Origin of the sequence: Pseudomonas fluorescens group sp. (assembly GCF_020093335.1) — a bacterium.
Classification (GTDB): domain Bacteria; phylum Pseudomonadota; class Gammaproteobacteria; order Pseudomonadales; family Pseudomonadaceae; genus Aquipseudomonas; species Aquipseudomonas petroselini.
Genome location: NZ_JAIOKW010000018.1, coordinates 18,215 through 44,055, shown reverse-complemented (window position 1 = coordinate 44,055; position 25,841 = coordinate 18,215). Strand labels below are relative to the sequence as shown.

General features: G+C 61.3%; 19 protein-coding genes and 2 pseudogenes. 10 read left to right on the top strand and 11 right to left on the bottom strand.

Going from position 1 to position 25,841, the window contains the following annotated elements; translation table 11 throughout:
- The first annotated feature begins 71 nt into the window (after window positions 1–71).
- The 6 genes and pseudogenes from K7431_RS18940 (at window position 72) to K7431_RS18920 (ending at window position 7,382) form a co-directional block, all read left to right on the top strand.
- Window positions 72–1,571 carry a CoA-acylating methylmalonate-semialdehyde dehydrogenase gene (locus tag K7431_RS18940; RefSeq protein WP_012723521.1) on the top strand — a complete coding sequence of 500 codons (1,500 nt, stop codon included), beginning with the start codon at window positions 72–74 and terminating at the stop codon, window positions 1,569–1,571.
- Window positions 1,572–1,809: 238 nt separating this feature from the next.
- Window positions 1,810–2,748, top strand: a complete 939-nt coding sequence (locus K7431_RS18935) for a pectate lyase family protein (protein ID WP_012723522.1) — start codon at window positions 1,810–1,812, stop codon at window positions 2,746–2,748.
- 251 nt (window positions 2,749–2,999) lie between these two features.
- On the top strand, window positions 3,000–4,250 hold the full coding sequence (locus K7431_RS18930; RefSeq protein ID WP_012723523.1) for a glycoside hydrolase family 68 protein: 1,251 nt from the start codon (window positions 3,000–3,002) through the stop codon (window positions 4,248–4,250).
- 208 nt (window positions 4,251–4,458) lie between these two features.
- Window positions 4,459–5,586, top strand: a pseudogene (locus K7431_RS31210) (HAMP domain-containing protein); the annotation flags it as partial.
- A 144-nt stretch (window positions 5,587–5,730) separates the two neighbouring features.
- A complete protein-coding gene (locus tag K7431_RS31205; RefSeq protein WP_370636130.1) occupies window positions 5,731–6,444 on the top strand; it encodes a methyl-accepting chemotaxis protein in 714 nt (237 codons plus the stop codon).
- Window positions 6,445–6,461: 17 nt separating this feature from the next.
- The gene (locus K7431_RS18920) at window positions 6,462–7,382 is read left to right on the top strand and encodes a substrate-binding domain-containing protein (RefSeq protein WP_012723525.1); all 921 of its coding nucleotides are present in this window, start codon (window positions 6,462–6,464) and stop codon (window positions 7,380–7,382) included.
- 154 nt (window positions 7,383–7,536) lie between these two features.
- On the opposite strand, the gene K7431_RS18915 is transcribed toward K7431_RS18920, so the two are convergent.
- The 5 genes from K7431_RS18915 to xylA form a co-directional block, all read right to left on the bottom strand.
- Window positions 7,537–7,845 carry a DUF6124 family protein gene (locus K7431_RS18915; protein WP_012723526.1) on the bottom strand — a complete coding sequence of 103 codons (309 nt, stop codon included), beginning with the start codon at window positions 7,843–7,845 and terminating at the stop codon, window positions 7,537–7,539.
- Between the two features lie 484 nt (window positions 7,846–8,329).
- Window positions 8,330–9,466 (bottom strand): sugar ABC transporter permease, encoded by a 1,137-nt coding sequence (locus tag K7431_RS18910; RefSeq protein ID WP_012723527.1) that lies wholly within the window; start codon window positions 9,464–9,466, stop codon window positions 8,330–8,332.
- Window positions 9,467–11,023, bottom strand: a complete 1,557-nt coding sequence (gene xylG, locus K7431_RS18905) for a D-xylose ABC transporter ATP-binding protein (protein ID WP_012723528.1) — start codon at window positions 11,021–11,023, stop codon at window positions 9,467–9,469.
- Window positions 11,020–12,021, bottom strand: coding sequence for a D-xylose ABC transporter substrate-binding protein (gene xylF, locus K7431_RS18900; protein WP_012723529.1), 1,002 nt, complete (start codon window positions 12,019–12,021; stop codon window positions 11,020–11,022). Before xylF ends, xylG begins: the two co-directional genes overlap by 4 nt.
- A gap of 225 nt (window positions 12,022–12,246) precedes the next feature.
- The gene (xylA, locus tag K7431_RS18895) at window positions 12,247–13,563 is read right to left on the bottom strand and encodes a xylose isomerase (RefSeq protein ID WP_012723530.1); all 1,317 of its coding nucleotides are present in this window, start codon (window positions 13,561–13,563) and stop codon (window positions 12,247–12,249) included.
- Window positions 13,564–13,702: 139 nt separating this feature from the next.
- Here xylA and K7431_RS18890 point away from each other — a divergent pair, with 139 nt between their 5' ends.
- The gene (locus K7431_RS18890) at window positions 13,703–14,878 is read left to right on the top strand and encodes a XylR family transcriptional regulator (RefSeq protein WP_012723531.1); all 1,176 of its coding nucleotides are present in this window, start codon (window positions 13,703–13,705) and stop codon (window positions 14,876–14,878) included.
- 54 nt (window positions 14,879–14,932) lie between these two features.
- Here K7431_RS18890 and K7431_RS18885 read toward each other — a convergent pair whose 3' ends face one another.
- From K7431_RS18885 to K7431_RS18865, 5 genes are all read right to left on the bottom strand, one after another.
- Window positions 14,933–16,198: a carbohydrate porin gene (locus tag K7431_RS18885; RefSeq protein WP_012723532.1), complete on the bottom strand. Its 1,266-nt coding sequence runs from the start codon at window positions 16,196–16,198 to the stop codon at window positions 14,933–14,935.
- Between the two features lie 55 nt (window positions 16,199–16,253).
- The gene (locus tag K7431_RS18880; protein WP_012723533.1) at window positions 16,254–18,662 is read right to left on the bottom strand and encodes a glucose/quinate/shikimate family membrane-bound PQQ-dependent dehydrogenase; all 2,409 of its coding nucleotides are present in this window, start codon (window positions 18,660–18,662) and stop codon (window positions 16,254–16,256) included.
- 270 nt (window positions 18,663–18,932) lie between these two features.
- Complete coding sequence (locus tag K7431_RS18875; protein ID WP_012723534.1) at window positions 18,933–19,679, bottom strand: IclR family transcriptional regulator; 747 nt, start codon at window positions 19,677–19,679, stop codon at window positions 18,933–18,935.
- A gap of 90 nt (window positions 19,680–19,769) precedes the next feature.
- Window positions 19,770–21,089 carry an MFS transporter gene (locus K7431_RS18870; RefSeq protein ID WP_012723535.1) on the bottom strand — a complete coding sequence of 440 codons (1,320 nt, stop codon included), beginning with the start codon at window positions 21,087–21,089 and terminating at the stop codon, window positions 19,770–19,772.
- An 82-nt stretch (window positions 21,090–21,171) separates the two neighbouring features.
- Window positions 21,172–22,149 (bottom strand): hydroxyacid dehydrogenase, encoded by a 978-nt coding sequence (locus tag K7431_RS18865; protein ID WP_012723536.1) that lies wholly within the window; start codon window positions 22,147–22,149, stop codon window positions 21,172–21,174.
- A gap of 316 nt (window positions 22,150–22,465) precedes the next feature.
- Between K7431_RS18865 and K7431_RS18860 the strand changes: the two genes are divergently transcribed.
- Together K7431_RS18860 and K7431_RS18855 are read left to right on the top strand one after the other, a co-directional pair.
- The gene (locus tag K7431_RS18860; protein ID WP_012723537.1) at window positions 22,466–23,140 is read left to right on the top strand and encodes an RraA family protein; all 675 of its coding nucleotides are present in this window, start codon (window positions 22,466–22,468) and stop codon (window positions 23,138–23,140) included.
- Complete coding sequence (locus K7431_RS18855) at window positions 23,137–24,357, top strand: MFS transporter (RefSeq protein WP_012723538.1); 1,221 nt, start codon at window positions 23,137–23,139, stop codon at window positions 24,355–24,357. Before K7431_RS18860 ends, K7431_RS18855 begins: the two co-directional genes overlap by 4 nt.
- Window positions 24,358–24,387: 30 nt before the next feature.
- Here K7431_RS18855 and K7431_RS18850 read toward each other — a convergent pair whose 3' ends face one another.
- Window positions 24,388–25,431, bottom strand: a complete 1,044-nt coding sequence (locus K7431_RS18850; RefSeq protein WP_012723539.1) for an LLM class flavin-dependent oxidoreductase — start codon at window positions 25,429–25,431, stop codon at window positions 24,388–24,390.
- A gap of 188 nt (window positions 25,432–25,619) precedes the next feature.
- Here K7431_RS18850 and K7431_RS31440 point away from each other — a divergent pair.
- Window positions 25,620–25,833: pseudogene (locus tag K7431_RS31440) on the top strand (methyl-accepting chemotaxis protein); the annotation flags it as partial.
- Between the last annotated feature and the right edge of the window lie 8 nt (window positions 25,834–25,841).

The following is a 25,841-nucleotide window of genomic DNA, read 5'->3' as shown; positions in this document are numbered from 1 at the left end:
TTCTGCTCTGGTTTGGAACAAACCGAAAGTCTATCGTGTGTCCCAACGCTACCCACCTGGGATCTACTGCCATGACAACGACAATCGAGCACTACATCAACGATCAGCGCGTGAGCCGCGATGATCGCTATCAGGACGTCTACAATCCGGCCACCGGCGAAAAAACCGGCCGTGTCGCCCTGGCCAGCCGCCAGACCGTTGCCGAGGCGGTCGCCGCTGCCCAGGCCGCTTTCGCCGGTTGGGCCGACACGCCGCCGATCCGCCGCGCCCGTGTGTTGTTCGAATACCTGCACCTGCTGCGCGAGCGCAAGGACGACCTGGCGCGCATCATCGTCGCCGAACACGGCAAGGTCTTCACCGATGCCCAGGGCGAAGTCGACCGTGGCATCGACATCCTCGAATTTGCCTGCGGCATTCCTAACCTGCTCAAGGGCGAGCATTCCGACCAGGTCTCCCGTGGCATGGACAACTGGACGATGCGCCAGCCGCTGGGCGTGGTGGCCGGTGTTACGCCGTTCAACTTCCCGGTGATGGTACCGATGTGGATGTACCCAATCGCCATCGCGGCGGGCAACACCTTCATCCTCAAGCCAAGCCCGACCGACCCGAGCGCGTCGTTGTTCATGGCCGAGCTGCTGCGTGAAGCTGGCTTGCCCAAAGGCGTGTTCAACGTGGTGCAGGGCGACAAGGAATCGGTGGACGCACTGATCGAACACCCGGACGTCAAGGCCGTGAGCTTTGTCGGCTCCACGCCGATTGCCCAGTACATCTACGAGACCGGCGCACGCAACGGTAAGCGCGTGCAAGGCCTGGGCGGCGCGAAAAACCACATGGTGGTGATGCCCGACGCCGATATCGAAAAAACCGTCGACGCCCTGATGGGCGCCGCCTACGGCAGTGCGGGCGAACGCTGTATGGCCATCTCGGTGGCGGTATTGGTGGGCGATGTGGGTGACACAGTCATCGCCGCCCTGACTGAGCGCGCCAAGCAATTGCGCATCACCGACGGTCGCGATTTGAAAGCCGAGATGGGCCCGATTGTTTCCCGTGCGGCGCTGGAGCGCATCAGCGGCTACATCGAACAAGGCGTGCAGGCCGGCGCGCAATTGCTGCTTGACGGACGTGACTACGTGCCCACCGAAGCGGGCCTGGAAAACGGTTTCTGGCTCGGCGCGACGTTGTTCGATCATGTGACCAAAGAGATGAGCATCTACCGCGAAGAAATCTTCGGCCCGGTGCTGGCCTGCGTGCGCGTGAATGACTTCGGCGAAGCGATCAAGCTGGTCAACGACCACGAATTCGGCAACGGCGTCAGCTGCTTCACCCGCGACGGCAACATCGCCCGCGAGTTTGCACGCCGGATCGAAGTGGGCATGGTCGGCATCAACGTACCGATTCCGGTGCCGATGGCGTGGCACGGGTTTGGTGGCTGGAAGAAGAGCCTGTTTGGCGACATGCATGCCTACGGCACTGAGGGCGTGCGCTTCTACACCAAGCAGAAATCGATCATGCAGCGCTGGTCGGAGAGCATCGAGCAGGGCGCGGAGTTTGCGATGCCTGTGTCCAAGTAACGGCCAAAAGAACACAGCAGGGCAACTGTGGGAGGGGGCAAGCCCCTCCCACATTTTTGTCTGCGTAAGGGTTGACGATCCAGTCAATCAAGAATACTGTACATAAACACAGTGTTTAAGCGCTGATCGACCAACACCCGGCAACCTCAGTCCTGCCAAACACTGTGTGCAAGTTAACGGATTAACTTGATGCACAGGCTCGTCTTACCGAGCCATTTTATTGATAGAGAGGGAACTCATGTCCTATCCAGAAAGCAAACTCACCGGTTTGATCGGTTTCGCCCAAGCGGCAAAAGTGACAGGTGGCTGGTCCGGCCCTGTGGTCAGTATCACCACACTCGATCAACTCAAGGCCAATATCGGCGACACCACCCCACGGGTACTGGTGATCAACAGTAATATCTCGGCGTCGAGCCTGACCAAAGTCAACATGGGCGCCAACAAGACCCTGATTGGCTCGTTCCAGAACCGCACCCTGGAGAATATTCACCTGCGTGCAACGGCGCAGTCGCAGAACATTATTCTGCAGAATCTTATCTTCAAGCATTCGGCAAGTATCAAGGCCAATGACGATATCCAGGTCTACTTGAACTACGGCAGCAAGTATTGGATTGACCATTGCTCTTTCGTCGGGCACAGCTGGTCCACCACTGACGGCAGTGAAGATAAACTGCTGTATATCGGTGAAAAGGCCGATTATGCCACCATCAGCAACTGCTTCTTTGGCAGCCACAAGTATGGCCTGATCTTCGGCCACCCGGCGGATGATAATAAAGCGGAGTTCAATGGTTACCCGCGCCTGACGCTGTGCCATAACCGCTTCGACAACATGGAAGTGCGTGCGCCTGGTTTGATGCGTTACGGTTATTTTCATGTGTACAACAACTACATCAATAACTTCCACCTCGGTTTTACCCTGGCACAAAACGCCAATATCCTTTCTGAAAGTAACTATTTTGGCGAAGGCAGCCAAAATAAAGGCATGTTGGACGACAAAGGCACTGGCACGTTCACCGATACCAACAGTGTCCCGCCGATCACCAACCAGAAGTCGCCTAAAGCGCAATGGACGGCCCTTTCCAACTATGGCTATACCTTGAAGACCGCCGCACAAGCCAAGGACTTTACCCAGAAGAATGCCGGCGCCCAGTCGGTAGCCCTGATCTTTGGTAGTTGATTAGCTAGCTTTCTACTTAACGATCATTTAATACGGGTGCCACTGTATTTATATCAAGGATATAAATACAGTGATGGCCTTTGTAATCTAAATAATTCTTCATGTTGCGACAGGCAGGCTTCCATGTTAAACCTTGTTTCGCACTTGCAGAGCCAACTATCTCTTGCTCTTTCAGCCACTCTTAAGTTGTTGGCTGTCATGTGCTATTTAATCTTCGCTTGTCACTTAAGCGTCAGCAAAAGGACATCATCATGAAACACGCGAATCACACACCCACTCGCTGGACACGGGCCGATGCGCTGAAAGTTAATGAGAATGACCCGACGACGACACAGCCGTTAGTGAGTCCTGACTTTCCTGTCATGAGTGACACGGTCTTTATCTGGGACACCATGCCCTTGCGTGAACTGGATGGCACGGTGGTATCGGTCAATGGCTGGTCAGTGATCTTCACCCTGACTGCCGACCGTCGTCCCCATGATCCACAATTCATCAACGCCGATGGCCGTTACGACATCAAGCGCGATTGGGAAGACCGCCATGGCCATGCGCGTATCTGCTACTGGTACTCGCGCACCGGCAAGGACTGGATCTTCGGCGGCCGTGTCATGGCCGAAGGCGTATCGCCGACCACGCGTGAATGGGCAGGCACACCGATCCTGCTGAATAACAACGGTGATATCGACCTTTACTACACCTGCGTCACACCGGGCGCCACCATTGCCAAAGTCAGGGGCCAAGTGGTTACGTCGGATACCGGCGTTACCCTGCAGGGCTTTGATCAGGTCAAATCGCTGTTTGATGCCGACGGCATCTATTACCAAACCGAAGCGCAAAATTCGACCTGGAACTTTCGCGATCCCAGCCCCTTTATCGATCCAAAAGATGGCAAGTTGTACATGGTGTTCGAAGGCAACGTTGCCGGCGAGCGCGGGACGCACGAAGTGGGCCCGAATGAAATTGGCCTGGTGCCGCCTGGGCATGAAGATGTCGGCGGTGCGCGTTATCAGGTCGGCTGTATCGGCATCGCGGTGGCCAAAGACCTCAACGGTGACGAGTGGGAGATTTTGCCGCCGCTGGTGACGGCCGTTGGCGTGAACGACCAGACCGAACGGCCGCACTATGTGTTCCAGGACAACAAGTACTACTTGTTCACCATCAGTCACAAGTTCACCTATGCGGATGGCGTGACGGGGCCGGATGGCGTTTATGGGTTCGTCAGTGATCAGCTGTTCGGCCCTTACACACTGATGAATGCCTCCGGTCTGGTGCTCGGCAATCCGCCGTCACAGCCCTTCCAGACGTACTCCCACTGCGTGATGCCCAATGGCCTGGTGACGTCGTTTATCGACAGCGTGCCCACCACCGGCGACGACTACCGTATCGGCGGCACCGAAGCGCCGACGGTCAGGATTGTGTTGAAGGGCGATCGTTCGTTTGTGCAGGAGGCTTATGACTACGGCTACATCCCGGCGATGCGCGATGTGGTGTTGAGCCAGTAATCGCAGTGCAAAACCCAGCCTGATTTCATCAGGTAGGTGGGAGGGGGCTTGCCCCCTCCCACTTTTTTTTGACCAGCAGCCTGTGTTCGATGCTCAAGTCCCGGCCCCCCAAGCCGATACAGGCACTAGCATCATGAGTGATCCCGGACTCGTAGGTGCACGCCTGGTCGTCGCTCAGGTCAACGAATAAAAATCAAAAGGGGTGGCCATGACCATATTGCAGCGTGTGATCGGCGGATTTGCGGTGTTGGTGCTGTTATTGCTGATCATGGCGGGGATCAGCTATCAGAACACGCAGTCCATCAGCAGTCGCTTGACCATTATCACCGGCCAGTCGGCACCTCTGAGCCGGGCCGCCAGTGAACTCTACGTGCATATCCTGCGCGCCAACCAGGCCTTGCTGGCCATTCAGATCAGCACCGACCCCAAGCAGATCGAGGACGGTAAGCGACCGTTTACCGAGAGCATCGCCCAGTTCAATCAGTTGCTCGACAGCACCGCTGCCTACACCGGCGAGCATGAGGCACTGCGGGCGAATCTGGCGCAGCAGCGCCAACAGGTAGCGGCCTACGCCGAACAGGCACAGGCATTGATGACGTCCCACATGCAACATGTGCAGCAGTTGGCGCTGACGCGCAAACTGCAAGGCTACAGCAGTGCGCAGGCGATGCAGCTGACCAGCTACTTGCGGGATTACATCGCGCATGCGCGCAGTGTCGGCGAACCGCAACAGGTGGCCGCAGCTGAAAAACTGCTGTTGGAAGTCAACAAATCCTACGATGGCTTCGCGGCCCACACCGTGACGCCCGCCATTGATAAATTACAGCGTGTGCTCAACCTGCAAGACGAAGTGATCAGCACCCGCGCGCAGGCCCTGACGGCGATTGACCCCAGGGTCGGGCGTATTGCCGGCGTCATGGTCAATCGCCTGCTGACTGACCTGACCGCCGCTGACGGCCTGTTCCAGGCTTATCAGGTGGAAGCGAAACTGGCCGCGCAGGTGCAGCAGCAACGCAATGCGGTTGAGGCAGCGCTGAAAGCCACCCTGGACCGGATTGGCGAGTTTGGCAGCCAGTCCCTGGAGGTCGCTAACCAGGCCAGTCAGTCTGCCAATGCCACCATCGGCACCAGCCGCAGCTTGCTATTGATCGCGTGTGTGCTGGCGGTGCTGGCGGCGGTGTTGATTGGCACGTGGGTCGCCTTCAGCTTGCGGCGTCCGCTGGCGGCGTTTCGCGAAGTGCTCAAGACGCTCACTGCGGGGGACATGCGGGTCAGTTTCGATGTCAGCCGTAAAGACGAGTTCGGTGAGTTGGGCGGTTACCTGAACGAACTGACCGCGGCCCTGCGCAAAACCTTCCGTGAATTGATCGGCTCTGCCGATGCGCTGGCCGTGACCGCCGGGAGCAACGCCTTGAACAGCGAGCAGACCACCCGTGTGGTGGATGAGCAGAAGGACCGCTTGCAATCGGCCGCCTCGGCCATGACGCAGATGGAAAGCACGGTGGAAGAGGTGGCCCGGCGCGCGCAGGACACCCGCCAGGCCGTGGACGACACCAGTGAGCTGACGCACAAGGTGCAGGCGCGCGTGGCCGAGACCATCGTCAATATCCGCCAGCAGGCCGACCAGGTGAACAAGGCCACGCAGGTGACCGATGAGTTGCAGAAGTACGGGCAGAATATCGAGGGCATTGTTGTCGCCATTCGCACCATTGCCGAACAGACCAACTTGCTCGCCCTGAATGCGGCGATCGAAGCGGCCCGTGCCGGCGAGCAGGGACGCGGTTTCGCGGTCGTGGCCGATGAAGTGCGCTCCCTGGCCAGCCGTACCCAGACCTCGACCAGCGAAATTCAGGACATGATCGGGCTCATGCAGGAAAAGATTCACTCGGTGGTGCACGTGATGAACGAGAGCCAGGCGCAGTCCACCCAATGCGTGTCCCTGGCCTCGGGCGCTGGTGACTTGCTGCTGTCGATGAGCGACTCGGTCGACAGTATCCGCGACATGAATATTCAGATCGCCGCCGCCACCGAGGAGCAGAGCGCCACGGTGCAGGAAACCAGTCGGATGGTCATCCAGATCAACGATTCGGCCCAGCAGACGGCACAGGGCGCCGAGCAGTCGGCCATCAGCAGCCACGAGCTGTCGGACATGGCCAAAGTGCAGCGCGAGCTGCTCCATCATTTCAGCGTTTGAGCCGCGGGAGTCAGAACATGAAAACATGGTTAATGCTCGCCTTGGGGGCGACGCTGCTCATTCCGGGCCCCGCCCAGGCCGCCACGCCCTTGCTGGGTGTGGGCATGGCAAAGTACGACGATAACTTCCAGACCCTGCTGCGCAACGGGGTGCAACAACAGGCCGGCGTCATGAACGTCGACATCTTTATGGAAAACGGGCAGGACAGCGTCGATTTGCAGATGCGCCAGTTCCGCAACCTGGTCAACGCCAAGGTGGATGCGATCATCGTCGCGATGGTTGACGGCAAAAGTGCGGCGCAGATGATGCAGCTGGCCTCGGACGCCAAGATTCCGCTGGTATTCGTCAACCGCAATCCGAACCCGGAAAAGTGGCCGGCGCAGACCGCGTTTGTCGGCTCCAACGAGCTGGAGTCGGGGACGTTGCAGATGGAAGAGCTGGCGCGCCGTGCCGGTTACAAGGGCAACGTGGTGATCCTGGTCGGCGACCCGGCCAACGCATCCTCCTTGATGCGTACCGAGGACGTGGAGAAAGTCGTCGCCAAATACCCCGATATGAAAGTCGTACAGAAAAAAGTCGGCAACTGGGAACGTAGCCAGGCCGCCACGATTGTCATTGACTGGGTCAAGCAGGGCGTCGATTTTTCGATCATTGCGGCCAATAACGATGAAATGGCGATCGGCGCGATCATGGGGCTGGAAAAGGCCGGCAAGCAGGCCAAGGACTATTGGGTCGGCGGCATCGACGGCACCCCGGACGGTTTGAAATTGATGGCTGAGGGCAAGATGGCGGTCAGCGTGTTTCAGGATGCCGCCGGCCAGGCCGGTGGCGCAGTGGACACCGCGCTACGCCTGGTACGCGGCGAGGTGCTGGAGTCAACCGTGGTCTGGGTGCCGTTCAAGTTGATCACGCCTGAGAATCGACAGGCGTTTGAATAGGACTGACCCCCTCGATCCAACGTTGGAATGCAGTCAACTGTGGAAGGGGGGGCGATGATTCCACTTGCTCCCCGATAGCTTTGGGTCAGGTGAATGGATATTGACTGATCTGCCGCTATCGGGGGCAAGCCCCCTCCCACATTTCTAACCGCGTTCAGGCAGGAGTTTTGGTGCCGTTCAGGCACTCGATGGAGCGATCCACCGTGGTCTTGGCAATCTCCAGCAAATGCCACACCGCCAGGATTTTCGCCCGCTCGGGGCTTTGCAGCAGCTCGCCGCAGTCCAGGGCGGTGGCGGAGGCGCTGTCGAGCAAACTGGCGGTGTAGAGAAGGGCATCTTCGAAACTCAGGTCGTCGCTGACGCAGTGGAAGCCGTGGGTGGGCAGGTAGTGGTCGATGGCGCGGTTGAAGGCGGCGCGGCCTTTTGCGGGATCATGGGGTGGATCGGGTAGGACTTTGTTCATGGTGTCTTTCCTGTCTGAATATCAAGGAGCCGACACGCTTTGCGACTAAACGAAGGTGGCGGCTGTACGCAGGTTAGTCGACCGGTCAGAACAGGAACCCGGCGCGCCCGAGGGCGCCCTGCGCACAGCCACCATAAAGCTTCATGGGAGACGTGCGCCTGTTCTGAATCCGGGCGACTAAACCCGATCACTGATGAGCAGTGACGGACCGCAGACTAGCCAGCGATTCCAACAGGCACAAGGCGGCGAGGATTGTCTAGGAAACGTCCTGCGATTAAAAGGGACCTGCCTTGCTGGCCCTTTACAAACCATGACCAAACGCCACTAACCCAACAATGGAACGCGATCAATGTGGGAGGGGCGGTGCGATGATTCCACTTGCTCCCCGATAGCGGTGGGTCAGGTAAATGGATATTGACTGATCTGCCGCTATCGGGGGCAAGCCCCCTCCCACAGGGGATTTGTGGTGTTCGTTGGCGTGGATTCAGCGCCGGCCCGTGCGCGTACTCACATCCACCCACACCGCCAGCACCAGGATGCTGCCCTTCACGATCATCTGCCAGTAGCTGTCCACATCCAGCATCGACATGCCGTTATCCAGGCTGGTGATCACCAACGCCCCGAGCAACGCGCCATACACCGTGCCCGAGCCGCCGCGCATCGAGGTGCCACCGATAAAGCACGCCGCAATGGCATCCAGCTCGCCCATGTTCCCCGCCGACGGTGATCCAGCCGCCAGCCGCGCGGTGTTGACCAGGCCGGCGAGGGCGCACATCACGCCCATGATGCCGAAGATCCACAGTTTCACCGCCTGCACGTTGATGCCCGACAGGCGTGTGGCTTCCATGTTGCTGCCCACCGCGTACACGCGGCGGCCGAACACGGTCTGGCTGGTGACGTAGCTGAATACGCCGAGCAGCACCAGCAACAGCAGCACCGGTACCGGGATGCCGTCATAGCTGTTGAGGGTGGTGACGAACCCGGCCAGCACCGCGCCGATCACTGCCACACGCACGCCATCGCGCACCCGCGAGTGAGCGGCCAGGCCATGCAGTGCGCGGTTGCGCCGTTGTTTCCAGGTCAGGAACAGGGTCAGGGCAAACAGCAAGACCCCGAGGCCGATACCGACCGAATGCGGCAGATAACCCTGGCCCACATACACCAGTGACGGCGACACCGGCGCGATGGTGGTGCCGCCGGTAATTCCCAGCAGAATCCCGCGAAACGCCAACATGCCGCCCAGGCCGACAATAAACGACGGGATCCGCAGGTAAGCGGTCATGTAGCCGTTCGCCAGGCCGATCATCAAGCCGCACAGCGCCACCAGGCTCAGGTTGGCCAGCAGCGGGATGTGATACACCACATCCAGGATCGCCGCCAGGCCGCCCAATAATCCGAGCAATGACCCCACCGACAAATCGATCTCGCCGCTGATGATCACCAGCACCATGCCGCACGCCAGGATGCCGGTGATCGACATCTGCCGCAGCAAGTTGGACAGGTTGCGCGGCGTGAGGAATCCGCCCTCGGTCTGCCAACTGAAAAACAGCCAGATCACCGCCACGGCGATCACCAGCGCGAGCATTTTGTAGCGGGTAAACAGCTGTTTGAGCTGATTCATCTACGCGGTCTTCCGGTCATTATTATTGTGTTGGCTGAGCGCCGCGGCGAGTACCTGTTCCTGGGTGAGCCCTTCGTTGATGAAGTCGCCCCGCAGCTGGCCTTCGCCGATCACCAGCACGCGGTTGGAAACGCCGAGCACTTCGGCCAGCTCCGAGGAGACCATGATGATCGACACGCCTTCGGCCGCCAGGGCGCCCATCAGTTTGTAGATCTCATACTTGGCACCCACGTCCACCCCACGCGTGGGTTCATCGAGGATCAGCACCTTGGGCTTGGCCATCAGCATTTTCGCCAGCACGGCCTTTTGCTGGTTGCCGCCGGACAGGCTGGTGATCGGCAGGAATGGACTGGCGGTCTTGAGGTGCATGCGCGTGATCTGCTGGTCGATGCTGCCCAGTTCGGCTTCGGCGTCGATGCGGGTCATATGTGCGTAAGTGTCGAGCACCGCCAGGGTGATGTTCTGGCCCACGCCCAAGTCGGGAATGATGCCCTGGCGCTTGCGGTCTTCGGGCACCATGCACAGCCCGGCGCGGATCGATTTGAGCGGTGTGCGCGTGTCGATCACCTGGCCTTCCAGCCAGACTTCGGCGCTGTAGCGGCCGGGGTAGGCGCCGAACAGCGCCGACACCAGCTCCGTACGCCCGGCGCCCACCAGCCCGGCGATGCCGAGGATTTCCCCGCGCTTGAGCACAAAGGACACATCGTCCACGCGTTTGCGCTTGGGGTTGTCGACGTCATAGCAGGTGACGTGGCGCGCCTCGAAAATCACCTCGCCCACCGCATGGGGCGTGGTGGGGTAGAGGTTGCTCATTTCGCGGCCGACCATTTGGGTGATGATCTGCGCAATGTCCATGTCGGCCATGGCCGTGGTCGCAATGTGCTTGCCGTCGCGGATCACCGCAATGGTGTCGCACACGGCCGCCACTTCATCGAGCTTGTGGGAGATGTACACGCAGGCCACGCCCTTGGCTTTGAGGCCGCGGATGATGTCCAGCAGCACGTCGATTTCCGAGCGGGTCAGCGCCGAGGAGGGCTCGTCGAGGATCAACAGGCGCGCCTGTTTATTCAGGGCCTTGGCGATTTCTACCAATTGCTGGTAACCGCCGCCGTACTGCGACACCGGCAACGCCACGTTCATGTCCGGCACCTTGAGCTCGCGCATCAAGGCTTCGGCACGGTGGAGCATCGCCGGGTAGTTCATGCGCCCACCCGGCAAGGTCAGTTCGTGGCCCATGAAGATGTTTTCGGCCACCGACAGGTCCGGCACCAGGGTCAGTTCCTGGTGGATGATGACGATGCCGGCCGCCTCGGTTTCGCTGATGGACTGGGCCTTCAGCGGTTGGCCGTCCCAAAGGATTTCGCCCTCCCAGGTGCCATACGGGTAGACCGCCGACAGCACCTTCATCAAGGTGGATTTACCGGCACCGTTCTCGCCGCACAGGCCGACGCATTCGCCCGGTCGTACCTTGATGTCGATGCCGTTGAGCGCGTTGACACCGCCAAAGCTTTTGACGATGCCGTTCATTTGCAGCAAGTAGTCGGCCATGGCGGTCATTGCCCGGCAAGCTGCTCTTTGGTGTAGAACCCGTCCTTCTCCAACAGGTCGATATTGGCCTTGGTCAACGGCGTCGGCGTGAGCAGGATGGTATCGACCTTCTTGCTGCCGTTGTCGTATTGCGAGCTGTATGTCGGCTTCTCGTTGCGTGCCAGTTGCACCGAGAGCTTGGCCGCCTCCGAGGCGATCAGCTTGAGCGGCTTGTACACGGTCATGGTCTGGGTGCCATCGATCACGCGTTTGATCGCGGCGAGGTCGGCGTCCTGGCCGGAGATCGGCACCTTGCCCGCCAGCTTCTGCGCGGCCAGGGCCTGGATCGCGCCGCCGGCGGTGGCGTCATTGGAGGCGACGATGGCGTCGATCTTGTTGTTGTTCCGGGTCAGGGCGTTTTCGACGATGCTCAAGGCTTCGGTGGCGTTCCACTCCTTGACCCACTGCTGGCCGACAATCTTGATATCACCCTTGTCGATGGCCGGTTGCAGCACCTTCATCTGGCCTTCGCGCAGCACCTTGGCGTTGTTATCGGTGGGCGCGCCGCCCAGCAGGAAGTAGTTGCCCTTGGGCGCCGCTTGCAGCACGCCGTTGGCCTGCATCTCGCCGACTTTTTCGTTATCGAAGGAGATGTAGGCGTCGATATCGGCGTTGAGGATCAGGCGGTCATAGGACACCACTTTGATCCCGGCCTTTTTGGCTTCGGCGACGGCGTTGGTGAGCACGGTGGCGTTGAACGGCACGATCACAATGACGTCGACCCCACGGGAAATCAGGTTTTCGATCTGGGAAATCTGCTTTTGCTCGTTGGCATCGGCGGATTGGACGAAGACCTTGGCGTCGAGTTTTTCCGCTGCGGCGACGAAGTAATCCCGGTCACGGGACCAACGCTCCAGGCGCAGGTCGTCGATGGAGAAACCGATCTTCGGGTGGGCGGGGTCAGCCATGACCGGCAGGGCGAGCAAGGCCAGGGCAGTGGCGAGCAGGGTACGTTTGAATGACTTCATGGTGGTGCGTCCTTTTATTGTTGTTGGAAGACTCTAGACGAACACTGTAACTGTGGTGAGTAGGCTTACTGTGGTGAGCGGGCTTGCCCCGCGCTGGGCTGCGAAGCAGCCCCAAAACCAGGCACCTCAGCGTGTCAGGTAAAAACACATCGCCTGTAGGGGGGGGCGCTAAGCGCCCCAGCGCGGGGCACGCCCGCTCACCACACGTGCCAGTGTTTACCCCTATCAGGTGTAGATAAAGCGATTCACGACGCCTTCAAGCATCTCCTGACGACCACTCACCGCCTGCGGGTTCAGTTCATGGGCAAACGCATGCTCGGCCAGCGATGCCAGGCTGAACTCTCCGGCCAGCACTGCCTGGCCCAACGGTTGCTGCCACCCGGCATAACGCTGGTCCTTGAACTGCTGCAAGCGGTCGTTCTGCACCATCGCCGCCGCACGTTCCAGCGCCAGGGCCAGCACATCCATGGCCGCGACATGCCCGTGGAACAGGTCCACATCGTCCAGGCTTTGGCGGCGCACCTTGGAGTCGAAATTGTAGCCACCGTTCTTGAACCCGCCGGCCTTGAGGATTTCATAGGTGGCCAGGGTCATTTCCTCGACGCTGTTGGGGAACTGGTCGGTGTCCCAGCCGTTCTGCGGGTCGCCGCGGTTGGCGTCGATGCTGCCGAAGATACCCAGGGACACGGCCGTGGCGATCTCGTGATGGAAGCTGTGCCCGGCCAGGGTGGCGTGGTTGGCCTCGATGTTCACCTTGATCTCATGCTCCAGCCCGTACTCATGCAGGAAGCCGAACACCGTGGCGCTGTCGTAATCGTATTGGTGCTTGGTCGGTTCCTGGGGCTTGGGCTCAATCAGCAGGTCGCCCTTGAAGCCGATCTTATGCTTGTGCTCCACCACCATGCGCATGAAGCGCCCGAGTTGCTCGCGTTCGCGCTTGAGGTCGGTATTGAGCAGGGTTTCATAGCCTTCACGGCCACCCCACAGCACATAGTTGGCGCCCTTGAGCCGCAGGGTGGCATTCATGGCGCTGAACACCTGGGCGGCGGCGTAGGCGAACACCTCCGGGTCCGGGTTACTCGCGGCGCCGGCGGCAAAGCGCGGGTTGCTGAAGCAATTGGCGGTGCCCCAGAGCAGCTTGATCCCGGTCTGTTCCTGATGGCGCTCGAGGTGATCGACCATCTGCGCGAAGTGGTGGCGGTACTCCTTGAGCGAGCTGCCTTCAGGGGCGACGTCCGTGTCGTGAAAGCTGTAGTAGTCGATGCCCAGTTTGGAGAAAAATTCGAACGCCGCGTCGGCCTTGCCGATGGCCAGTTCCATCGGGTCGCCGCTGCGCTGCCAGGGCCGCTTGAAGGTGCCTACACCGAACATATCCGCCCCCGGCCATACGAAGGTGTGCCAATAGCAGGCTGCCATGCGCAGGTGTTCGCGCATGGGTTTGCCGAGGATGATCTTGTTGGCGTCGTAATGGCGAAAGGCGAGGGGGGCGTCGCTGCTGGGGCCTTCAAAGCGAACCTTCTCGACACCGGGGAAGTACGGCATGGCGTTTTCCTTATTGTTCTTGGCGGTGTCTCGATACTAGCAACGGCATCGGCCTTGCCGATTATGAAAATCACCAAAGGACAGTGCGATTTTGAGTGGCAGGGTCTAGTCTGTGGCGACTGGCCCCAGGACAACAACAATGAAAACCCTACCGCCCGTGCACCGCATTGCCTTGCTCTTCAACGGCAGCAAAATCTACGACCGCGGCATCATCGCCGGCATCGGCAACTACCTGAGCAGCACCCGCGCGTCCTGGGACTTGTTCCTGGAAGAGGACTTTCTCTGTCGCCTCAAAGGCATCGAGCGCTGGCAGGGCGACGGCATCATCGCCGACTTCGACGACCCGCTGATCGGCGAGGCGTTGTCCGGGAGCACGCTGCCGGTGGTGGCGGTGGGGGGCTCTTATGAGGATGCGCGCGCCTACCCCAAGGGCATTCCTTATGTGGCCACCGATAACCACGCCTTGATGAAGCTGGCCTACGAACATTTGATCGAAGCGGGCCTGACGCGGTTTGCCTGTTTCAGCCTGCCCGAGGCCCAGGCCAATCGCTGGGCCCAGGAGCGCGAAAAAGCCTTTCGCCGTCTGCTGCAACGCGATGGCCTGCACGTCGAGGTGTATCGCGGCCTGGGCACCAGTGCGCCGTTGTGGGACAGCGCGGTGGAACAACAGATCGCCTGGCTGCACAGCCTGCCCAAGCCCATCGGTATCATCGCCGTCACCGACGCCCGCGCCCGGCAGTTGCTGCAAGCCTGCCTCACCGCCGGCATCGCCGTGCCGGAGGAGGTGGCGTTGATCGGCATCGACAACGACCCGCTGACCCGCACCCTTACGCGGGTGCCGCTGAGTTCGGTGATCCAGGGCACCGAAACCATGGGCCGCACCGCCGCGGCGTTGCTGCACCAGATGCTGCACGGCAAACCCTGCGCCGGGACGCAGATCCTGGTGCCGCCGGATGCGATCAATGTGCAGGCCTCCAGCTTGCATCAACCCTTGGGCAATCCCTATGTGATGCAAGCGTTGCTGTTTATCCGGCAGTACGCCTGCCAGGGCATCAAGACCGCGCAGGTGGCGGCCTACGTCGGCGTGTCGCGTTCCTCCCTGGAAGCGCACTTTCGCAAAGTGCGCGGCTGCAGCGTGCATGACGAGATCCTGCGCTTCAAACTCGCCGCCGCCGCCAAGGGCCTGGCCGACCCCGACCTGGCCATTGCCGACATTGCGTCGAGCTGCGGCTTCACCTCCGCGCAGTACTTGCATACGGTGTTTCGCCGTGAGTTCGGTTGTACGCCACGGGAGTACCAGCAGGGTGCGGCCTAGGGCCTCGTATTCAGACTGAATGCGAGAGATGAAATGTGGGAGTGGGCTGAGCGCTTAGAACACTGCCTTGACCTGCAGGCCGACCACCAGCGCGTTGTCGATATCCGCGCCGGAGAACGCTCCTGGCTCGATGATGTATTGCACATCCGGGCGCAGGTTGAGCCACGGCGTGGCCTGGTAGCCATAGCTGAGTTCGATCAATTGTTCGGCATTGTTCAGGTTGGGATAATCGGTCCCGGCGTTGAAGGCGGCCAGTTCCTGCACGTCGCGACTGCGGGGGTTGGGTACGGCACGCCCATACCCCAAGGCCAGGGTGTCGCGTGGCCGTCCCTCAAACGGCTTGTAGAGCACTACGCCCGCGCCGTACCACTTGCTGAACGGCGAGGCCGCTTCGCTGGCTGCCGAGTATTGGCCGAAGGCATGCAGCACGCGGCCGGCGGATGAGTCGGACGCCCACACCGCCTGGTCGACCAGCAGGTAGTGACCACCGCGACCGCTGACCGACTTGTTGCTGCCAATGCGTTTCACGTCGGAGCTGTCGTAGTAATAGCCCAGTTTGTATTCACCCGGCAGGCTGCCCGCGTGTTTGTACACCAGCTCGATGGGTACTACGGTGCCAGTCGTGTGCTTGGGGCTCAGGTGCCAGGCGCGGCTGGAGTCGCCGTTACTGTCCGGGTCGACATTGAACGCGGCGACGCGCAGTTGCCAGGCAGGCGAGAAGTCGTATTTGACCCGTGCGCCCAGGCGTGCGTTGGGGTAGTTGGTCCAGCCGCTCCCGCCGGACATGTTCAGCGGGTGGCCGCAGAAGCCGGCATTCATGAAGTTGCACAGGATGCCGCTGTCCAGGCCGCCGAGGTCGTTGCCCATGGCCATGTAGCCGACCTTGAGGTTCAGCTCCGGGGTGAACAGCGTGCGCTCGTAGCTCAGCTCGGTGAGGCGCGTGTAGAGGCCGCCGTAGTTTTCCTGGATCGGCAGGCGGTTGCCCACCAGGTCTTCGGAGGCGCTGTTGCCGCGACGGTCGTTGAGGGTGAGCTGGATGCGGTCACCCTTGTTGAAGCCATAGAGCTTGCCCAGGTCGAACTGCACGCCGAGCTTGACGTTCTGCGAGTAGCGCGCCGAACGATGCTGGCCGCCGTGGGCGTTGTAGGCGGTTTCGCCGCTGTAGTCACCGGTGAAGCGCACGCCTTGCTCGTCGAGCTCACGGCGCAGGCCGCCCCAGTCGCCGGTCAGGGTGGTGTCATCCGCTTGCACAGGCAGGGCGGCACCCAGGGCCAGGCCGAGCAACAGGCGCCCAAGGGAAAGATGAGAAGAGGGGGTCATGCGGGGTCTTCCAAAGCAGAAGGCGCGGTGCTGGGGGCACCGCGCCTGGAGAGGGTTATGGCAGGGCGTAGGCGATCACGTAGTCGCCACGGTCGGTGGACTGACGTGCGCCACCGGCGGTGACCACGATGTACTGCTTGCCGGTTTTCGGCGACACGTAGGTCATCGGACCGCCTTGGCTGCCGACCGGCAGGCGGGCTTTCCAGATTTCATCGCCGTTGCCGCTGTTGAAGGCGCGCAGGTAGAAGTCCTGGGTGCCGGCGATGAAGATCAGGCCGCCCTGGGTGGAGAGGGTACCGCCGAGGGTCGGCAGGCCGATCTTGATCGGCAGGTGCATGCGGATCCCCAGCGGGCCGGTGTCTTCAACGGTGCCGACCGGCACTTGCCAGGCGACCTTTTGCGTCTTCATGTCGATCGCGGTGAGGGTGCCGAACGGCGGCGCCTGGCACGGGATGCCGGCCACCGACAGGAAGCGGTTTTTGTTCACCGCATACGGCGTGCCCTTGAGCGGTACGGCGCCCATGCCGGTGTTCAGTGCTTCGCCACCGGACGAGGCCTGGGCCTTGTTTTGCGACGGTATCATCTGGATCCACAGACCCAGGCGCATGTCGTTGACGAAAATGAAGCCGTGCACCGGGTCGGTGGAGATGCTGCCCCAGTTCATGCCGCCCAGCGAGCCCGGGAAGCTCAGGGATTTATCGGTGCCTGGCGCGGTGTACAGGCCGTCGTAGCGCATGCCCTTGAAGTCGATGCGACACAGCAACTGGTCAAACGGCGTGGCGCCCCACATGTCCGACTCGGTCAGGGTCTGCGCGCCGATCTGTGGCATGCCGACCGACTTTGGCTGGGTGGGCGAGTAGGGCTCGTTAGGGATATTGGCGGCCTTGACCGGGACTTCCTGCACGTCGGTCAGCGGCTTGCCGGTCGCGCGGTCGAGCACGTAGATCTGTCCGGCCTTGGTACCGATCACCACTGCCGGCACGGCTTTGTCGCTGCCTGGCGGCGTGAAATCGATCAGGCTTGGCTGCATCGGCAGGTCGAAGTCCCACAGGTCATTGTGGACGGTCTGGTACACCCACTTTTCCGTGCCGGTGGAGGCGTCCAGCGCCAGTACCGAGGCGCCGTATTTGTGGTTGAGCTGGGTGCGTTCCACGCCGTAGATGTCGGTGGACGAGCTGCCCATCGGCAGGAAAACCGTGTTCATCAGCGGGTCATAGGACATCGGCGCCCAGCTGTTCGGCGTGCTGCGTACATAAGTGCTGCCGTCGGCCGGGGCTTTTTTGTCTTCCGGGTTGCCCGGGTCGAAAGCCCAGCGCATCTGGCCGGTGATCACGTCGAAGCCACGGATCACGCCGCCCGGCATGTCGGTCTGGACGTTGTCGGCCACGCGGCCACCCACCACCACGGTGGTGCCGGCCATCAACGGCGCCGAGGACAGTTGGTAGTAGCTGTCCGGCACGTTACCCAGGCCGGCCTTCAAATCCACTTGACCGTGGGTGCCGAAGTCTTCGCAGAACTTGCCGGTGTCAGCATCCACGGCGATCAGGCGTGCATCGATGGTGTTGGTCAGCAAGCGACGCTGGCACTGCGCACCGGCAGGAACGCTGGCGGTAATGATCGGCGAGCTGTTGGGCTGGGTCGGCTGGGCAATCGGCGCGCTGGCGTCGAAGTATGCCATGCCCCGGCAACGCTGCCACACCGCCGATTTGGCGTTGACCTCGTTCTTCCACAGTTCTTTGCCGGTGTCGGCGTCGAGGGCGATCAGGTTGTTGTGCGGTGTGCAGATAAACACCTTGTTGCCGATCTGCAGGGGCGTGAGTTGGTCTTCGGCACCGTTGCCGTCGCTGATCGCCACGTCACCGGTGTGGTAGGTCCAGGCTACTTTGAGCTTATTGACCGTGTCACGGTTGATCTGGTCCAGCGCTGCGAAGCGGCTGCCGCCTTCGGTGTTGCCGTAGTGGGCCCAGTCTTTCTGGGCATCGGCCGGGGCTACGGGGGTGATGCCAGGGCCGGCACCGGTCGGGGCGACACTTGGGTGGGCAACGAACATATTGCCTGCTGCCACCGCCACGCCCACTGCCAGCACGGCGGCAACGCCATAGGCGCCACGGGCAGGCTTGTTGACGAGCAGCGGATAAACCAGCGCCACCACCATACCGATGGCCGCAAACATGAACACCCGCGAGAACAGCGGCCAGAACACCAGGCCCACGTCGGCCACGGCCCAGATCGCGGTGCCCAGCAGAAACGCCGCGAATAACCACGCGCCGGCCGGTTTGCGCAGGGCAATCAGCAGGCCGGAAACGGCCATCACCGCACCGCCGACCAGGAAGTACCAGGAACCTCCCAGGCTGACCAGTTTAACGCCGCCGACGGCAAGCGCGAGGCCGAGCAAGGCGATGATCACGCCCAGGCCCAGGAGTAAGAATCTAGAGACGCCAGTGGCGCGCGATGCTCGTTTCATATCGAAAAGACTCGAGTGAGAGAGGGCAAAGACGCGATTTTAGCAAGATAAGTAACTGGTTAGTACATTAGAGTCCTGCAATAGACTATTACAGGTTCTGTGAGGGTAGGCTGAGGCTAAATGTCGCGTGTGTTGAGAGAGTGTAGGCAAGCTTGGAGGAAAATGTGGGAGGGGGCTGGCGCCCGATGGCAATGGCTCAGTTACCCAATAAGTTGACTGACACACCGTCATCGGGGCACGGCCCCTCCCACATTTGAGCCGGGTAGGGCTTCAGCCCGTGGTGGTTTTTTTGCTGCGAGGTTTTTTCTGTGGGGGTTCTCCACCCGCCAGTGCATCGCCACCCAGGCTGCGGGTCAGCTCAACGGCGGCCTGCTGGAACAGCGGATGCAGGGTTTGCGCCTGTTCTGCAGTCAGGCGGCTGGCCGGACCGGACAGCACCAGGGCGCCGATCAGGTTTTCCCCGGGGCCGAAAATCGGCAGGGCCATCGACGAGGCGTGGGGGTCGGTGGCGCCGTGGGAGAAGATCGGTTTGATCATCCTGGCGGCCAGGGAGTAGGGGGTGCGCAAGGCTTCGGCACCGGCGGCGCCATCCATGGGGCGGGTGTCGCCCGGTTGCAGGTGCAGGCGCAGATGGTGGGGCGAATTGACCCGGTACAGGCACATCCGGTAGGCGCCATGGCGCACATAGAACGAGGCGGTTTCCCCGGTTTCCTGGGTCAGGCGGTGCAGCAGCGGGGTGATGTGGCGCTCCAGGTCGAGGCCGTCCTGATACACCGTGTTCAGTCGCATGATCTCGGTGGCCAGCTGATAACGGCCATCGGCCAGGCGCGTGATCAGGCCGTGGTCTTCCAGGGACACCATCAAACGCATGATGGTGCTTTTGATCAACCCGGTGCGCGCCGCCAGCTCGGCCAGTTCCAGCGCGGTATCGCCCATTTTGAACGCCGTGAGCACGGTCAGCACCCGATCAGCCGAAGCAACCCCGGTGACTGCGGGGCGCGGGCGGGTTTTTACCATGGGGTTGCTCCTTGTGGTTGGGCGGGTACGCTGCAAAATACTGGCATTGCCCGCGAGGGGCAATGCCAAGCAATTGACTGCGCAGCGATTTCAGGACAAAGCCGGCGCGCCGGCCAATTCCTTCATCTGCTTGCGGCCCATCAACAACACCATCACCGCGCCGGCCGCACACAGTGCTGCCAGTGGCAAGAGTGCCAGGGCATAGCTGCCGGTGGCGTGATGAATCGTGCCGTAAACGTTGACCATCACGCCCCCGCCAATCAGGTTGGCCATTGCCCCCACGGCGGCCAGGCCGGCAGCGGCGGTGGAGGACGAGAGCCAGGTCGACACCAGCGCCCAGAACGGCCCCTTCATCGAATACGCGCCAATCAGCACCATGGACAGCATGATTACCGTGGCCACCAGCGACGACGTGACCAACGCCAGCAGCAAGCCCGCAGTGATCAACAGCAAGGTGGTCGCGGTGTGCCAGCGGCGCTCACCGGTCTTGTCGGAGCTGCGCCCCCACAGAATCATAAGGATCGATGCGAGCCCGTAGGGGATGGCATTGACCAGGCCGATTTCCAGGTTGTTCAGGCCAAAGGTCTTGAGCAATTGCGGGGCCCAGACGCTCATGGTGCTGCCGGCCGCCGAGGCGCCCGAATAGATCAGCGCCAGCACCCAGATGTGCTTGTGGCGCAGCAGTTTCCACAGAGAGATATGCCCGATGGCGGTCTTGCGGCTGCGCTCTTCATCGAGACGGCCGGTGAGCCAGCCGCGTTGCTCGCTGCTCAGCCATTTGGCCTGCTCGGGGCGATCGGTCAGCACGAACAGGCAAGCGATACCCAGCAGCACCGCCGGGATGCCTTCGATGATGAACAGCCAGTGCCAGCCTCGCATGCCAAACCAGCCATCCAGGCTCAACAGCAGTCCGGACAGCGGCGAGCCGATGAAGTTGGCACCGGGAATGGCGACCATGAAAATCGCCACCATGCGCCCTCGGTATGCCGCCGGCAGCCAGTAGGTGAGGTACAGCAGCACGCCCGGGAAAAACCCGGCTTCGGCCGCGCCCAGCAAAAAGCGCATCACGTACAGGGAATTGGCGCCGGTCACAAACGCGGTGCCGGCGGAAATAATCCCCCAAGTGATCATGATCCGCGCAATCCATACCCGCGCGCCGAACCGTTGCAAGGCCAGGTTGCTGGGGACTTCCACGAGGAAATACGACACAAAGAACAAGCTGCTGGCAAAGCCGAAGATCGCCGGGGTGAGGCCCAGGTCCTGGTTCATCTGCAGGGAGGCCATGCCGATGTTGCCGCGATCAATGATTGCCAGCAGGTAGCAGAGGATCAGGAACGGCAGTAGCCGCCACGCCACCTTGCGCATGGTTGAGCGCTCAATGGCGCTGATGTCGGTGGAACTGGTAGACATGACTCTCTCCCATTTTGTTTTTTTTGGAGAAGCGTGATGAGCCCGTCCTTCTTTACGCGAAGGCCGGGCGATGTGCGTTCAATCAGTCTGCGAACAGTTGGCGATTAACCACTGCGCGCGGTTCCAGCGCGTTGCCGTCCCAGAAATCGATGATTTGTTGCAAGGCCAGCAGGCCCACGCGATCCCGCGCTTCGGCGGTGTTGGCGCCCACGTGCGGGGTGGCCACCAGGGTCGGCAGGCCCCACAGCGCGGAGTCAGCCGGTGGCGGTTCGGGGTTGAAGGTGTCGAGGCCGGCGCCGGCGATCTGGCCGGTGCTCAGCGCCTGCACCAGCGCTTCGGTGTCGATCAGCTCACCGCGCGCGGTATTGATCAGGATGCTGCGCGGGCGCATGCGCTTGAACTGTGCCGCGCCGAACAGGTTGCGGTTCTGCTCGGTCAGCGGGCAATGCAGGCTGATGATATCGCAGCTCGCCAGCAAGGCGTCGAAGTCCTCGGCGCGCTCGACGTTCGGCAGGTCCGGCAGGCTGCTCAGGTACGGGTCAAACACCTTGACGGTCATGCGCAGCGGGGTCACCAGGTCCATCAGGATTCGCCCGATGGCGCCCAGGCCGACCAGCCCGAGGGTCTTGCCGGACAGCTCGATGCCGACGCTGGTGGCTTTGTCCCAATGCCCGTCACGCATGCGCGCATCGAGCAGTGCGGTCTGGCGCGCCACGCTGAACATCAGTGCCAGTGCGTGCTCGGCCACCGATTGCGCATTGGCGCCCAGGGCGATGGTCACCGGGATGCGGCGCTCGGCGGCGGCGGCAATGTCGATGGTGTCGTAGCCCACGCCGTGCTTGGCGATGATCTTCAGCGCGGGCGATGCGTCGATCATTGCTCGGGTCAGTTTGCCCTGGCGCACGATGATTGCGTCGGGTTGCTCGCGGGCAATGATCGCAGTGAGTTCGTCGGCAGGTGCATAGGGCGTGGTGGGGATCACGCGTACGCCGTGGGAGGCGGCGTGGGCCATGGCTTCGGGGGTCAGTTCCGGGCCGGTCAGCAGCAGGGTTCGGGTCATTGTGCGCACCTTGGTTTTCTTATCTGTGTGCAGTTGAGGACTCGTCGTAGCGCTCAACAGTGATTGAAAGCTACCATAATGAAATGGCGTTTCAATAAATAATTTTTGCTCTGAAACAAAAAACTCACTATTACGGTTGTCTGCGACCCAGTGATTACCCATGGTATATAGAGTTTAAGGTGCGATTTGTGCCACTCGTCGCCTGCCGAATGGCTGCGAAGGGTGTCTTGTCAGTTTTAAAAGGTGGTGTTAATTTTGAAATAGCGTTTCATTTTAAACAAATAACACTTAATAAAAACCACCAGAGGAATGCCCCATGTCCATCGGATTCAGAGTGCTCAAGCAGCAACGCAAGGTCGCTGCCGAGTGGGTCGAGCGTTACCGCAGCGTGCCGGTCGCCAACATCAGCGATTCGATGAATCGGATGACCGCCGGTGGCGCCAGCCTGCAGCCGATGCACCACAAGGGCGTACTGGTGGGGCCAGCGCTGACCGTCAAGGCGCGCCCCGGCGACAACCTGATGCTGCATCACGCGCTGGATATCGCGCAGCCCGGTGACGTGATCGTGGTGGATGCCGGCGGTGACCTGAGCAACGCGCTCATCGGCGAAATGATGGTGGCGTACGCGATCAAGAAGGGCGTGGCCGGCATTGTGATCAACGGCGCGATTCGCGATGCGGCGAGCATCGGGGCCGGTGACTTTCCGGTGTTCGCCGCCGGTATCACCCATCGCGGCCCTTACAAGGATGGTCCGGGTGAGGTCAATGTGCCGATTGCGCTCGGTGGCATGGTCATCGAGCCCGGAGACCTGGTGATCGGTGATGAAGACGGCTTGCTCTGCGTGCCTTTCGATCAGGTCGGCGAGGTGTATGATCGCGCCTACGCCAAGCATGCCGCTGAACAGAAGCAGCTTGAACAGATCGCGCTGGGCGAGAACGACCGCACCTGGGTCCTGAAATCGCTCACACAAAAGGGCTGCGAGTTTATTTGAATCCTGCTTCCCCCTCCCGCTGGCCGGCGCCTGTACGCGCGCTGCGCCATCGCAATTTCCAGATCTACTTCGTCGGCCAGGGCCTCTCCACCCTCGGCAAGTGGGTGCAACAGGTCGCGCTGTCGTGGCTGGCCTACCACCTGACGGGCTCGGCCGTGCTGCTGGGGGCGATTGCGTTTCTGACGCTGTTGCCGCAGTTGCTGGTGGGGCCGCTGGCGGGGGCCTGGTCGGACCGCCACGACAAGCGCCGCCTGCTGATGGCCGTGCAGGCCACGCTGGCCCTGCAATCCCTGGCCTTGGCCGTGCTCACGTGGCAGCAGTGGATGGGCCGCGAAGTGATCATCGCCATGGCGCTGTTGCTGGGGTTGCTCAACGCCCTGGAAACGCCGCTGCGCCAAGCCTTGATCGCCAGTTTTGTCGACGATCCCAAAGACCTGCCCAACGCCCTTGTGCTCAATGCGATGCTGATCAATGCCGCACGTTTTATCGGCCCGCCGTTGGCCGGTTTGCTGATCAACTGGAGCGGCGAGGCCGGTTGCTTCCTGCTGACGTCCATCGCCTTCGGCATGTTGCTGATTGGCCTGGGCAAGGTGCAAAGCCGGGCGCAGGCCAGGGCCCAAGGTTCCACGGCGCAAATTTTCCGCGAAGGTTTGCACTACCTTTGGAGCACGCTGGCAATCCGGCGGCTGCTGATCAGTGTGGTGATGGTCAACCTGTTGGCCTCCTGCTACACGGTGCTGCTGCCGATTCTGGCCAAGCACGTGTTCAGCGGCGATGCGCAAACCCTCGGCTGGTTATGGGGCGCGGCGGGTGCCGGTGCGTTTGTGGCCACGATTTTCCTGGCGTTCGCCGGCAGTCACTCGCGGCTCAGCCGCATCATCGTGCTGGGTACGTTGGTGTGTGCGCTGTCGCTGTGTGCGGTGGCCGCCAACCCGCCGTTGGGGTTCACCCTGGCGGCGCTCGCCGGGCTGGGGTTCGGGATTACGGTCAGTAATGTCAGCAGCAACATGACCCTGCAAAGCGCCGCGCCGGAAACGCTGCGGGGCAGGGTGATCGCGTTTTACATCGCCATGCGTTTCGGCTTTGAAGCCATCGGCGGGTTGTTGGCCGGCCTGTTGGCGGCGGCGCTGAGCGTGCAATGGACATTGCTGCTGGCGGGGAGCTTGTTGGGGGGTTATCAGTTGGTCAGTTGGCACTTGGGCCGCAGGCGTGGTTGAAAGCAACCAGTGGCCTGCGGCTGGGCTGACTCAACGAAACGCCGGCACCACCTGCTCGATAAACAGCGCCAGCGACTTCTTCTTCTCGGCATGGGGCAGGCTGTTGTCGCACCAGAAGCTGAACTCATCCACCCCCAGTTCCTGGTAGTAGCGGATGCGCGGGATGATTTCTTCGGCCGTGCCGATCATCGCGGTCTTGTGCAGGCTTTCCAGTTCGAACTCCGGGCGGGCGGCGAATTTTTCTTCCGGGCTCGGCGCCAGGAAGCCATTCACCGGTACCTCTTTATTGCCGAACCAGGCATCGAAGGTGCGATAGAACTTCGAGATCGCCTTGGCCCCGACTTTCCAGCCGTCCGGATCATCGGCGGCATGCACGTGGGTGTGGCGCAGCACCATCAGTTGCGGGCGTGGTACGCCAGGGTTGTTGTCGAGGGCGGCCTGGAATTTGTTTTTCAGGTCGAGGACTTCTTCGTCACCCTTCATCAGCGGCGTGACCATCACGTTGCAGCCGTTGGCCACCGCGAAGTTATGCGAGTCCGGGTCGCGGGCGGCGATCCACATCGGCGGGTTGGGCTGCTGGATCGGCTTGGGCACGCTGGTGGAAGTGGGGAATTTCCAGATGTCGCCGTCGTGGGCGTAGTCGCCTTTCCACAACGCACGCACCACCGGCACCATCTCGCGCAGCGCCTGGCCGCCGCTGGAGGCGGGCATGCCGCCGGCCATGCGGTCGAATTCGACTTGGTAAGCACCACGGGCCAGGCCGACTTCCATGCGCCCGTTGCTGATCACGTCGAGCAAGGCGCATTCACCCGCCACCCGCAACGGGTGCCAGAACGGCGCGATGATGGTGCCGGCGCCCAGGTGAATGGTGGTGGTCTTGGCCGCGAGGTAAGCCAGCAGCGGCATCGGGCTCGGCGAGATGGTGTATTCCATGGCGTGGTGTTCGCCAATCCATACGGTACTGAAACCGCCGGCCTCGGCCATCAGGGTCAGTTCGGTCAAGTCTTCGAACAACTGCCGGTGGCTGACACTTTCGTCCCAACGTTCCATGTGTACGAACAGGGAAAACTTCATGACGCTTACCTCGGATCTATTGTGATCGGCCTGTCGGCTGCGGGCCCTTAAGTACTCTCGCCACGTTGAAGCGTGCCAGTGATGACAGCTGTTCGGCGGATTGATTGTTGGTATACCATAATACGGAATATCCGCAAAACTTTTCTCTCCAACGGTCGCACCGTCACCTCACAAGGAAAGCGAGCTAGATGAACATAAAACAAAAACTGATCCTGGCCTTTGCGGTGATCGCCAGCCTGCCGGTAATGCTGGTGGCTGTGCTGATCATCCTCAATGTGCGTCATGAGGCACGGGATGGCTTTATCGACAGCAGTGGGCGCGAGATCCGCCAGGTCGGCAACGCGATGCAGTTGTTTTTCGAAGGCATCAGCCAGAACGTCAGCTACCTGGCCGCGCACCCGCAACTGCAG